The organism is Martinezella sp. CNPSo 3795, from assembly GCF_057784475.1.
In genome coordinates this window covers 380,967-393,673 of record NZ_JBXSOQ010000004.1, presented here as the reverse complement: position 1 = coordinate 393,673, position 12,707 = coordinate 380,967, and the positions used below count along the sequence as shown (strand labels likewise).

At 60.3% G+C, this 12,707-nt stretch carries 9 protein-coding genes; 4 read left to right on the top strand and 5 right to left on the bottom strand.

Going from position 1 to position 12,707, the window contains the following annotated elements; genetic code table 11:
* Positions 1–91: 91 nt before the first annotated feature.
* The gene (gene alaS / locus AC13QY_RS15210) at positions 92–2,752 is read right to left on the bottom strand and encodes an alanine--tRNA ligase (protein WP_183811103.1); all 2,661 of its coding nucleotides are present in this window, start codon (positions 2,750–2,752) and stop codon (positions 92–94) included.
* 173 nt (positions 2,753–2,925) lie between these two features.
* Positions 2,926–4,011, bottom strand: coding sequence for a recombinase RecA (gene recA, locus AC13QY_RS15205; RefSeq protein WP_069613031.1), 1,086 nt, complete (start codon positions 4,009–4,011; stop codon positions 2,926–2,928).
* Positions 4,012–4,250: 239 nt separating this feature from the next.
* Between recA and AC13QY_RS15200 the strand changes: the two genes are divergently transcribed.
* Both AC13QY_RS15200 and AC13QY_RS15195 read left to right on the top strand, forming a co-directional pair.
* Complete coding sequence (locus AC13QY_RS15200) at positions 4,251–5,195, top strand: carbohydrate kinase family protein (protein WP_488493639.1); 945 nt, start codon at positions 4,251–4,253, stop codon at positions 5,193–5,195.
* A 46-nt stretch (positions 5,196–5,241) separates the two neighbouring features.
* Positions 5,242–6,168: a pseudouridine-5'-phosphate glycosidase gene (locus tag AC13QY_RS15195; RefSeq protein ID WP_095435030.1), complete on the top strand. Its 927-nt coding sequence runs from the start codon at positions 5,242–5,244 to the stop codon at positions 6,166–6,168.
* A gap of 57 nt (positions 6,169–6,225) precedes the next feature.
* Here the strand turns inward: AC13QY_RS15195 and trpS are convergent, their stop codons facing one another.
* Positions 6,226–7,245, bottom strand: a complete 1,020-nt coding sequence (gene trpS, locus AC13QY_RS15190; protein WP_113355489.1) for a tryptophan--tRNA ligase — start codon at positions 7,243–7,245, stop codon at positions 6,226–6,228.
* Positions 7,246–7,469: 224 nt separating this feature from the next.
* A complete protein-coding gene (gene cckA / locus AC13QY_RS15185) occupies positions 7,470–10,088 on the bottom strand; it encodes a cell cycle histidine kinase CckA (RefSeq protein WP_488493638.1) in 2,619 nt (872 codons plus the stop codon).
* A 391-nt stretch (positions 10,089–10,479) separates the two neighbouring features.
* Between cckA and AC13QY_RS15180 the strand changes: the two genes are divergently transcribed.
* Complete coding sequence (locus AC13QY_RS15180; protein ID WP_113355483.1) at positions 10,480–11,415, top strand: flagellar biosynthetic protein FliO; 936 nt, start codon at positions 10,480–10,482, stop codon at positions 11,413–11,415.
* Between the two features lie 94 nt (positions 11,416–11,509).
* Here AC13QY_RS15180 and dksA read toward each other — a convergent pair whose 3' ends face one another.
* On the bottom strand, positions 11,510–11,929 hold the full coding sequence (gene dksA, locus AC13QY_RS15175) for an RNA polymerase-binding protein DksA (protein WP_004109001.1): 420 nt from the start codon (positions 11,927–11,929) through the stop codon (positions 11,510–11,512).
* 281 nt (positions 11,930–12,210) lie between these two features.
* On the opposite strand from dksA, the gene AC13QY_RS15170 reads away from it, so the two are divergent.
* Complete coding sequence (locus tag AC13QY_RS15170) at positions 12,211–12,702, top strand: SixA phosphatase family protein (protein WP_069613203.1); 492 nt, start codon at positions 12,211–12,213, stop codon at positions 12,700–12,702.
* Positions 12,703–12,707: the final 5 nt, after the last annotated feature.

Sequence of the window (12,707 nt, the reverse complement as noted above, 5' to 3'; positions counted from 1 at the left end):
TTTGACAAATCCTGCGGAGTTGTCCGGACAAAGAAAAATGGCGGACACCTAAGCATCCGCCATCCTTGTTTATCCATCGGAGATTAGCGTCTTAGCCGGCAAGCGCCGCCGCAATCGCCTCAACGGCTTCATCAGCTTTGGCGCCATCTGGGCCGCCGGCCTGAGCCATGTCGGGACGGCCGCCGCCGCCCTTGCCGCCGAGCGCAGCCGAAGCGACGCGTACGAGGTCGACGGCGCTGAAGCGGCCGACTAGATCTTCAGTGACAGCGACGACGGCGCTTGCCTTGCCATCATCCGAAACGCCGATCAGCGCAACGATGCCAGAACCGAGACCTGCCTTGGCTTCATCCGCCATGCCCTTGAGATCCTTGGGGTCGACGCCGGAAACCGGCTTGCCCAGGAACTTGACACCGTTGACGTCCCGTACCGCATCGGCCGAACCGCCCTGGCCGCCGCCCATGGCAAGCTTGCGCTTGGCGTCAGCCAGTTCGCGTTCCAGCTTGCGGCGCTCGTCCATCAAGGCTTCGACGCGCGAGACGACGTCGGCCGGCTGGACCTTCAGCGCCGAGGCGAGGCTCTTCACGCGATCGTCCTGTTCGGCGAGATAATCGCGCGCGGATTCACCGGTGACGGCTTCAATGCGGCGTACGCCGGCACCAACTGCGCTTTCGCCGAGAATACGCACGAGACCGATCTGGCCGGTGGCCGAGACATGCGTACCGCCGCAAAGCTCGACCGAGTAGGGCTTGCCGGCCTTGGCCCCACGCACGCCCTGCCCCATCGATACGACGCGCACCTCGTCGCCATACTTCTCGCCGAACAATGCCATCGCACCTTCCGCGATCGCATCGTCGACGCTCATCAGGCGGGTCGTAACCGGCGAGTTCTGCAGGACGATCTCGTTGGCCATATCCTCGACGACCTTCAACTCCTCAGCCGACATCGGCTTGGGATGCGAAACGTCGAAACGCAGACGCTCTGGCGCGACCAGCGAGCCCTTCTGCGCCACGTGGGTGCCGAGCACTTCGCGAAGTGCTTCGTGCAGCAAATGGGTGGCGGAGTGATTGGCGCGCAGGCGCGAGCGCCTGTTATGATCGACCGTCAGGACGACGGCATCGCCGACCTTGATCTTGCCTTCCGACACTTCCGAACTGTGAACGAAAAGGCCCTCGCCCTTCTTCTGGGTGTCGTTGACGGCGAGCTTGCCGTGGTCGCTGGAGATCACGCCGGTATCGCCCATCTGACCACCGGATTCGCCGTAGAAAGGCGTCTGATTGACGACGATCTGCACCTTGTCGCCGGCCGAGGCGCTATCGACTGCAACACCGCCCTTGACGATCGCCTGGATCACGCCTTCAGCAGATTCCGTATCGTAACCCAGGAATTCAGTGGCACCGTTCTTTTCCTTGAGCTCGAACCAGATGGTCTCGGTCGCCTTGTCGCCGGAACCGGTCCAATGCGAGCGCGCTTCAGCCTTCTGGCGCTCCATCGCATCCGTGAAGCTGGAAATATCGACGCCGATGCCGCGGGCGCGCAGCGCGTCCTGCGTCAGGTCGAGCGGGAAACCATAGGTGTCGTAGAGCTTGAAGGCAGTTTCGCCGTCCAAGCTGTCGCCCTTATGCAGGTCCGAAGTGGCATCGTTGAGCAGCGACAGGCCACGTTCCAGCGTCTTGCGGAAACGGGTTTCTTCGAGCTTCAGCGTCTCGGAGGTGAGCGCCTCGGCGCGAACCAGCTCGGGATAGGCGCGGCCCATCTGCTGGATCAGCGCCGGCAGCAGCTTCCACATCAGCGGTTCCTTGGCGCCGAGCAGCTGCGCGTGGCGCATGGCGCGGCGCATGATACGGCGAAGCACGTAGCCGCGGCCTTCGTTCGACGGCAGCACGCCATCGGCAATCAGGAAGGCGGAGGAACGCAGATGATCGGCGATGACGCGATGGCTGGCGCGATGCTCGCCCTCAGCCTTGACGCCCGTTGCCTCTTCCGAGGCTTCGATCAGCGCGCGGAACAGGTCGATGTCGTAATTGTCATGCTTACCCTGCAGCACGGCGGCAACGCGCTCGAGACCCATGCCGGTGTCGATCGACGGGCGTGGCAAGTCGACGCGCTGCTCCTTGGTGATCTGCTCGAACTGCATGAAGACGAGGTTCCAGATCTCGATGAAGCGGTCGCCGTCTTCTTCCGGAGAGCCAGGAGGGCCGCCCCAGATATGATCGCCATGATCGTAGAAGATTTCCGAACAGGGACCGCAAGGACCGGTATCGCCCATTGCCCAGAAATTGTCGCTGGTGGCGATGCGGATGATCCGGTCGTCGGAAAGGCCGGCGATCTTCTTCCACAGGTTAAAGGCGTCGTCATCGGTATGATAGACTGTGACCAGCAAGCGCTTGGCATCGAGGCCGAATTCCTTGGTGATCAGGTTCCAGGCAAGCTCGATGGCGCGCTCCTTGAAATAGTCGCCGAAGGAGAAGTTGCCGAGCATCTCGAAGAAGGTGTGGTGGCGCGCGGTATAGCCGACATTATCGAGGTCGTTGTGCTTGCCGCCGGCGCGAACGCATTTCTGCGCTGTCGAAGCCGTCGTATAGGGACGCTGCTCCAGACCGGTGAACACGTTCTTGAACTGCACCATGCCGGCATTGGTAAACATCAATGTCGGATCGTTGCGCGGCACCAGCGGGCTCGACGGCACGATCTCGTGGCCGTTTTTCTTAAAATAGTCGAGGAAGGTCGACCGGATTTCATTCACACCGCTCATATGGGGCCCTTCAGTCCTGCGCTCAGCAACTTGCATCAAAGTCAGTGGCTTTTATCGTCCGCTCCGGGCGCTGTCCAGCCGCACGAACAAAACCGGCCGCACATCCCTTGGACAATGCGGCCGGTTCCAATTCTTAATCTCGGTCTCAGGTCGGGAACTTCTCCCGAAAATCCTTATTCCCCGGAGGCGTCGCCATCATCGGCATCGGGACCGCCATTCTGCAGGAAGCGGTCGGCGATGAGACCGGCATTCTGGCGGAGCGACAACTCGATTTCACGGGCGAGATCCGGGTTGTCGCGCAGGAAGAGTTTCGCGTTTTCACGGCCCTGGCCGAGGCGCTGGCTATTATAGGAGAACCAGGCGCCGGACTTTTCGACGATGCCGGCCTTGACGCCGAGATCGACCAGTTCGCCGGTCTTGGAAACGCCTTCGCCATACATGATGTCGAACTCGACCTGCTTGAAGGGGGGCGCCATCTTGTTCTTGACGACCTTGACTCGGGTCTGGTTGCCGATCACCTCTTCGCGCTCCTTGACGGCGCCGATGCGGCGGATATCGAGGCGAACCGAGGCGTAGAACTTCAGCGCGTTACCACCCGTCGTCGTTTCCGGCGAGCCAAACATGACGCCGATCTTCATACGGATCTGGTTGATGAAGATCACCATGCAGTTGGACTTGGAGATCGAAGCCGTGAGCTTGCGCAGCGCCTGGCTCATCAGACGGGCCTGCAGGCCCGGCAGGCTGTCGCCCATCTCGCCTTCGATTTCGGCGCGCGGCGTCAATGCCGCAACGGAGTCGACGACGAGAACGTCGATGGCCCCGGAGCGCACCAGCGTATCGGTGATTTCAAGCGCCTGTTCGCCGGTATCGGGCTGCGAAATCAGAAGGTTTTGCAGGTCGACGCCGAGCTTGCGGGCATAGACCGGATCGAGCGCATGTTCCGCGTCCACAAAGGCGCAAATGCCGCCCTTCTTCTGGGCCTCTGCGATGGTCTGCAGCGCCAGCGTCGTCTTACCCGAGCTTTCCGGCCCATAGATTTCGATGATGCGCCCCTTCGGCAAGCCGCCAATGCCGAGAGCGATATCGAGGCTCAGAGAGCCGGTGGAAACCGTTTCGATTTCGACCGCGTTCTCGTTCGAGCCGAGTTTCATGATCGAGCCCTTGCCGAACGACCGCTCAATTTGAGAGAGTGCCGCTTCAAGTGCCTTGCTTTTATCCACCGATTTGTCCTCTACAAGCCGCAAAGAATTCTGAGACATTCGATCCACCTTTAGGTTATTGAAGCCGCTCTAGCAATGTCGCCGCCGATGAGAATTGTGTACTCGATTTGTTCTCATATCGCAAGGGCACAACAAGCGATTGAAAGAAAAAGGTAAAATGAATTTCGTTCTATTTTTGTTTTCTTCTTTCTTCCCAGGCACTTACATGCCAGAAACGGTGAATTGCGAGATGTTTGCGGCTCGCTCGATTCGCCTTTTCGACTGCTGAGGATAACCCTATGGCGAAAAAGATTCTCGTTCTTGGCGGTGCCCATATCGACCGGCGCGGCCGCATCTTCGGGGAGACGGCGCCCGGCGCCAGCAATCCCGGCGCATGGTTCGAGGAGCCCGGCGGCGGCGGCTTCAATGCGGCGCGAAATCTTGCCCGCCTCGGCTTCGACGTAAAGCTGATCTCGCCGCGCGGCGGCGATCCCTCCGGTGAAATGGTGGCGGAAGCCGCAAGCCATGCCGGCATCGACGACAAGCCCTTCGTTTTCCTCGATCGCAAGACGCCGAGCTATACGGCGATCCTTGAGAATGATGGCAATCTCGTCATCGCGCTTGCCGACATGGAGCTCTACAAGCTCTTCGTGCCAAGACGCCTGGCGATTCGCGCCGTTCGAGACGCCTTCGAAGAAACCGACCTTATTCTCTGCGATGCCAATCTGCCAGCCGAAACCTTAGGCGCAATTGCGGCAAGGGCCGTCTTTTGCGGCAAGCCGGTCGCTGCTATCGCCATCTCGCCGGCCAAAGTCGTGCGGCTGAAACCGAGCCTTGCCGGCATCGATCACCTGTTCCTCAACGAGGCCGAAGCCGCGGCGCTGACCGAAATCCGTCCGGAGGATCCGCGCGAATGGGTAAATGCTTTGCGTGCGCTCGGCCTGCGCAATGGCGTGGTCACCCGCGGGAAACGCCCCCTGATCGCATTCTCGCGTGATGCCATCGTCAGCCTGCAGCCGCCCATTGTCGAGGATGTTGCCGATGTCACGGGAGCGGGAGATTCGCTGGCGTCAGGCGTTCTTTCGGCATTGCTGGCCGGCCACGATCTCGCAGAAGCCGTCCGTCATGGGGCAGCGGCGGCAGCAATCACCGTCCAGTCCCCCTATGCGACGGCAGAAAATCTCTCTCCCGAGCTGCTAAAGGCGGCTTTGGCCCTTGTTCCAGAGGCCGAAATTCTGTCATGAAGCCTGCTCAAGACGCGTATACTGTTTCAGTGAATTGGAAACGACAATGACCCAGCCTATCTCGCCCCTGCTTCCGATCTCCTATTCGAAGGAAGTCGCTGCCGCCAAGCTGCGCGGTGCACCGATCGTCGCCCTGGAATCGACGATCATCACCCACGGCATGCCCTATCCGGGCAATATCGAGATGGCCCGCAGCGTTGAGGCGATCATCCGGCAGGAAGGCGCTGTGCCGGCGACTATCGCCGTCATTCACGGCACGCTGCATATCGGCCTTGAGCCGGAAGAGCTGGAAGCCCTCGCTAAGACGGAAGGTGCGATGAAGGTTTCGCGCGCCGACATCGCCTTTGCGATCGCCGAGCGCCGCACGGGCGCGACCACGGTCGCCGCCACGATGATCGCCGCCGCCCGCGCCGGCATCAAGGTTTTCGCCACCGGCGGTATCGGCGGCGTGCATCGCGGTGCCGAAGAGAGCTTCGATATTTCGGCCGATCTTGAAGAGCTTTCCCGCACCGGCGTCATCGTCGTTTGCGCCGGCGCCAAGGCGATCCTCGATATTCCGAAAACGCTCGAAGTGCTGGAAACCCGCGGTGTTCCGGTCGTCACCTACGACAGCACGGAATTCCCGGCCTTCTGGTCGCGCTCATCCGGGCTCACGAGCCCTTTGACGCTGAACAGCCCCGCTGCGATCGCCAACTTCCAGACGACACGCGAACAGCTCGGTATCGATGGCGGCATGCTGATCGCCAATCCGGTTCCGGAAGCCGACGAGATCCCGCGTGAGGAGATGGAAATCTACATCGAGCGCGCCCTCGACAGCGCGGAACGGGACGAGATCAGCGGCAAGGCGGTTACGCCCTATCTGCTGAGCACGATCTTCGACATTACCGAAGGCCGCAGCCTCAAGACCAACATCGCGCTTGTCGAAAACAATGCGCGCCTGGCCGCCGAGATCGCCGTCGCGCTCGCGGAATAATCAGACAGCAGCTACGAGAGCGGCCGGGCGCGTCAGAAGATCGCCCGGCCCCTTGTTTCAGGTGAGCGTGAACAAGCCCAAGGCGTCGCGCAATTCGGCAAGCGTCGCCTCCGTCCGCTCCCTCGCCTTTCGCGTACCCTTTCGCACGACTTCCATGACATAGTTCGGTTCGGCGGCATAATGCGCGCGGCGTTCGCGGATCGGCGCGAGCAGCGCTTGCAGGACGTCCTCGAGATGTCTCTTCAAGGTGACGTCACCAAGGCCGCCATGCCGATAATGCGCCTTCATCTCTTCGATGAATTGCCGATCCTCGCAGAAAGCATCGAGATAGGTGAAGACGACGTTTCCCTCGATCTTGCCGGGATCGTTGACGCGCAGGTGATCCGGATCGGTGTACATGCGTCGCACCGCATTCCTGATCTCGTCAGGCGATGCCGAGAGCGGGATCGCATTGCCCTGCGATTTGCTCATCTTCGCCCTGCCGTCGACACCCGGAAGGCGCCCGACTTTTGGCACCATGGCTGCAGCCTCGACGAGAATGTCTCGCCCGATCTGCCGATTGAGACGGCGAACGATCTCGTTGGTCTGCTCGATCAATGGCGCCTGATCTTCGCCGACGGGAACGACGGTCGCCTTGAAGGCCGTGATATCGGCGGCTTGCGCGACCGGATAGCAGAGAAAGCCGGCCGGGACATCGCGTTCGAAACCGCGCAGCTGGATCTCCGTCTTGATCGTCGGATTTCTCTCCAGGCGGCTGACCGTGACGAAATTCAGATAGAGCAGTGTCAGCTCCGCCAGCGCCGGCAAGGCGGATTGCACGCAGATCGTCGTCAGCGCCGGATCGATGCCGACGGCAAGATAATCGGTGGCGACCTCAAGAACGTTGCGCCGGACCTTTTCGGGATCATGGGCATTGTCGGTCAGCGCCTGGGTATCCGCCAGGAGCAGGAATTGCTCGTGACTATGCTGAAGTGCAACGCGGCTTTTCAGCGAGCCGACGTAGTGGCCGAGATGGAGTGGACCCGTCGTCCGGTCGCCCGTCAGGATGACAGGGCGGGTATCTATAGGGGAAAACATTTCGTTGCTCCGCAAAAGGAGCCGCCGCAATCGGGAAGGAAAAACGGAATGGACCATGCCTGCCGGATCACGGCGGCAGGGTCGATTTCAAGACATGACGACTGCCGCTCCTAGAAGGAGCGCCACCACATTTGGCAAATGGGCTTGGCAAGGTCGATCATGGGCGGTTGATTACACCGTTGCACCGCAATCGGCAACATGGAGAGGCGCGAAACGCCCCTCAGTTAGTTCTTGTCCAGCGTCTCGCGCACGACGACGGCAAGCTGCTTCAGCGAGAACGGCTTCGGCAGGAAGCCGAATTGCGCATCCGCTGGCAGATTGCGGGCAAAGGCATCCTCGGCATAGCCCGAAACGAAGATGAATTTCAGGTCCGGATATTTCTTGCGCAGTTCGCGTAGCAGCGACGGACCATCCATTTCCGGCATGACGACATCGGAGACGACGACATCGACCTGACCGTTGAGCTCGTCCATGATATCGAGCGCCTCGACGCCGGACCCGGCCTCGTGGACGGTATAGCCGCGCGTCTCGAGCATGCGCTTGCCGCCGCGACGCACCGCCTCCTCGTCCTCGACAAGTAGCACGACAGCGGACTTGCCGGTGAGATCGGCCGGTTCTTCTGCAGAGGTGGCTATACCGACACTCTGGTCCATGGCCGCGACATCGCGGCTTTCCGACACTTTCGTCTCGGTCACCGCGGGCATTTCCACGATGTGGCGCGGCAGGAAGATGCGGAAGGTCGTTCCCTTGCCCACTTCCGATTCCGGCTGGATATAGCCGCCGGACTGCTTGATGATGCCGTAGACCATGGCAAGACCGAGGCCGGTGCCCTTGCCGACTTCCTTGGTCGTGAAGAAGGGCTCGAAGATCTTGTCCATGATTTCGGGCGCGATGCCGGTGCCGGTATCGCTGACCTCGACGAGCACCATGTCCTCATGCGGAAGATAGGGATAGTTGAAGGCGCTGACATCGGCCGCAAGCAGATTGCGGGTGCGCAGCGTCAGCGTTCCGCCGCCCGGCATGGCATCGCGGGCATTGACGCACAAATTGATGAGCACCTGTTCGAACTGCGACAGGTCAGTTTTGACGGGCCAGAGATCGCGGCCGTAATCCACGTCGAGCTTGACATGCGTACCCGACAGCAGCCGGTCCACCAGCATGCGGAGATCGCCGATCACATCGGTCAGATTGAGAACCGTTGGCCGCATCGTCTGCTTGCGCGAGAAGGCGAGCAGCTGCCGAACCAGCACGGCCGCGCGATTGGCATTGCGCTTGATTTCCATCAGATCCGCAAAGCTGGCATCGGAGGGCCGCGCCTGAAGCAGCAGATGGTCTGATGAAAGCAGGATCGCCGTCAGAACGTTGTTGAAGTCATGCGCGATGCCGCCTGCAAGCGTGCCGACGGCATTGAGCTTTTGCGTCTGCGCCATCTGTGTTTCGAGCGCCTTCTGCTCGGTCACCTCGACCGCATAGACGATGGCAGCCTCTTCGGGCGCCTCATCGGTCTGGTCGATGACGGCATTCACGTAGAAGCGGAAATGCCGCGTTTCGTCTTTCGGATTGCGGGAGTCGATCGGCGGAATATCGCCCTGCCGGTCTTTGGCGGCCGCCAGCGCCTGCCGCAGCTGCGGCCGGTCACTTTCGTTGACGACGCTCTCGAGGGCAGCACCGCGCTCGATATCGTCGCGCGACACCAGATCCGAGAAGAGCTTCAGGAAAGGCGCATTCGTCCGCAGAATGCGGCCGTTGCCATCGACGGATGCGATCGCCATCGGCGTATTGTTGAAGAAGCGGCTGAAGCGCATCGCGGCGGCGGAGGCCGATTGCTCGGTATCCGCACCATTCTGGCGAGTCAGGACGATGGTGCGGCTCTCACCGGGCGCGCCGTCGCGCATCGACGTGACACTGTGGACGATCTGTACGGGTAGGCTCTGGCCATTAGACCGGCGCAGATCGAGATCGAGCGTCACCGTCTTCTTGAGACCCGGTTCCGCCTGCACCGATTGGATCAGCGCCAGCCCCTCGCCGGCGACGAGATCGCCTATGGTCAGCGAGCCCGGTACGAACTTGGTCAGATCGAAGCCCAGCCATTCGGCAAGCGTTGCATTGAGATAGAAGATCTCGCCCTTGCGTCCGGCGGAAAAAAAGCCGGCCGGCGCATGGTCGAGATAGTCGATCGCGTTCTGCAATTCCTTGAAGAAACGTTCCTGGTCGTCACGCTCGGAGGTGATGTCGGTGACCTGCCAGATATGTAGCACCTTGCTGCTGCCCTGCTCCGGCGGTAGCACCCGCGCTTTCAGCCGGTACCAATGTGCACTATTGCCGCTTCCATCAACCGGGCCGAGCGGCTTCAGCAGGCGAAACTCTTCCGATCCCTCATTGCCATCGCGCAGGCCATTAGCAAGACGATAGAGAGCCTCGTTGGATTCGCGATTTCGCGACAGCAGCATTTCCAGCGACTGCACTTCCGTCGCCTTCGTCGCACCGGTCAGGCGGCCGTAGGCGGCATTCGCGTAGACGATGCGGCCCTTCTCGTCGGTGATCAGTGTCCCGTCGGGATGGCTATTGAGGAAGGACCGCGCCAAACTGTCGGACTGCGGCTGCGGCATGACCTCGACGAAACCGATGATCGAGGAGACCAGGAAGAAGATGCCGACCATGGCAAGAATGCCGAGACCGCCGAGAACCGCTTCATTGTCGAGCTGGTTCTTGAAGACGACAAAGGCCGCCGCGGCGGCCACGAGAACGAGCGCGAGCAGGATGATGCGCAGCACGGTTCCAGAACGAACTCCGCGATCCACCAGCGGCACGCTATACTCGTCGGACGGACGCTGCTTCGTCATAAACCCCTCGTACCGGCCGTTCTCCTCGCGACATGTCATACACCTTGGGGTCGCCGGAGCCGGACCTTTCGAATCTTCTTTATCAATTTGCGTCATCCGCAAAAAGCTTTGCCGGACCAGAAAGACTTGAATTCACAAGCAATAGAATACAACAGCCTGCAATCGCATCTTGTCTCCGGCGCAATCCTGTTCATATGATCGCGATATAGAAGGGTCACGGTCAAAGCATTACCCGCAACAGTTGCGCCTACTGCATAATTCCTTAAATAGGATTCGATTTAAGGGTAAAATTATGCAGTGGATTTAAAGTACTACAGCGACCTTTGCGCGTCACATCTGGCGCGCTGCGCTGTAAACCGCGACATCGGGGACAATTACGGAGTATCTCGATATGTTGGACGATATCGCCGGAGCCTATGGCAGCCGCTTCTTTCTCGCAGCCGGTGGAGTTGGCATTGCCCTGCTCGTACTCATTGGCATTCTGTGGATCATGCGCAACCGAGCGCCTTCTCCCTTCGTGCGCGGCGGCAAGAACCGTCAGCCTCGCCTGCAGGTGCTGGATGCCGCCGCCGTCGATGCCCGCCGCCGTCTCGTGCTCGTGCGACGCGATGGGATCGAACATCTGATCATGATCGGCGGCCCAACGGACATCGTCATCGAATCGGGCATTTCCGATGCCACCCGGGCTGGAACCGCCGCGACGCCGGTCGAGATTCCCATGGCATTTGAAGAGAGGCAGTCGCCGCAGCAGAAGGCGACTGCGGTGGAAGCTCCTCCCGCAGCGCTTCCGCAGCGCCAGCAATCCGCCGAAGACAAGATCGAAGCCTATTTACGCAACGAACCCCGCCTTGCGCCTGCAACGGAACCCGCTCCAGTGCCGCAGGTGGCCGAGCACCCACAAGCAGCCCCTGTCAAGCCGCCGCAACCCGCCCAACAACCCGCTCCGGCAATCAGCGAGGCTGAGGCAGCCGACATATTGGATGCTGCTCGCCACGTTGTCCTGCCGCAGCAGCAGCCTGCTCCCGCGCGCCAAGCGGCAGTCGAACCCACCGTCGCATCGGTGCCGACGCCTGTTGCCGAGCCCGGCAACGATTTCCAGCGCATCCTCGAAGCGGAAATGTCGAAGAATTTGACCGCCGAACGGATCATTCCGAACGCGCCGGCACCACGGCAGGTACAGCAGCAACCAAATGCCGCGCCATCCCCAGTCTCAAACCCCGCAAAACGCGTCGAACCCGAACTTGCACCGCTGACCGGAGCCGACAGCGCCCTTCAGAAAGAAGTCGCTCGCATCTTCGGGGAAATGAGCGTCAGCCGCGACAAATAGGGCGCGTCCTCGCAACCGCCGGAATGGAAAAAGGCACGACGGATATCCCCGTCGTGCCTTTGTTCTATAAGCCCCGTTAAAACCGAAGCGCCATTCACTCGTCGCGGTAAACCTTTTCGCGGCGCTCGTGGCGTTCCTGTGCTTCGATCGACAAGGTGGCAATGGGACGAGCGTCCAGACGCTTCAAGCCGATCGGCTCGCCGGTTTCTTCGCAATAGCCGTAAGTACCATCTTCGATACGCTGCAAGGCGGCATCGATCTTGGAAATGAGTTTGCGCTGGCGGTCGCGAGCCCGAAGTTCGATGGCTCTGTCGGTTTCCGAGGAAGCCCGATCAGCGAGATCGGGATGATTTGCGCTTTCTTCTGCAAGATGATCCAGGGTTTCGCGCGCTTCTCTAAGGATGTCGTTTTTCCATGCTATCAGCTTCGCTCGAAAATAAGCTCGCTGGTTCAGATTCATGAACTCCTCGTCTTCCGAGGGCACATAGTTGCTAAGATCGATCTTCTCACTCAACGCGATTCTCCTGAAGAACATCTCATATGGCTGGGGTGTATATCCCAACCAATAGTACCGATTCAAGCCAAATAGATGCTGTCAACTGATTTTTAAATTTGTCATAAAATTCGGCTAAGGGTCTATTTTTTCATCACTTCTTCTCGCCAGCCCCGATTCTCCGCGCTCGTAACCTTCCCGTGAAGACGAGGCATTTCGCCCTCTCGCGGATCGCCTCGCAGTTGACGGCGCATGCGAACAGACGCTACCTCATTGAGGAAATCGAGCCCCGGAATTTCGCCATGACCAGAATTTCGCCGCCGCCGTCCAGGATCTATCTTCTACGCCATGCCGAGGCCCGGCAGGCTACGCCCGGACAGAAGGATTTCGATCGCCCTTTGAGCGACAATGGCTATGCGGCGGCCGAGATCGTCGCGGAGAAAGCGGTCGGCAAAGGCTATAAGCCGGACCTCGTCATTTCCTCCACTGCCTTGCGCTGTCGTCAGACGGCCGCAGCCATGCGCCGCGCCGTCACGCCCTCAACGGAATTCCGCTTTGTCGACGCGCTCTATAACGGCACGCCGGATATTTATCTGTCGCTCATTTCGGCGCAGACCGACCAGGAATCCGTCATGCTGGTCGCGCACAATCCGATCATCGAGCTGACGCTCGCCGCGCTGATCGGACATGAGGCCTTCGCCGATGCCCTCCCACGTGGTTTTCCGACAGCCGGCCTTGCTGTAATCGATGCGACATCGTCAGGCTGGACTCTGACGGATTTTGTCACCGAGTAGGGACT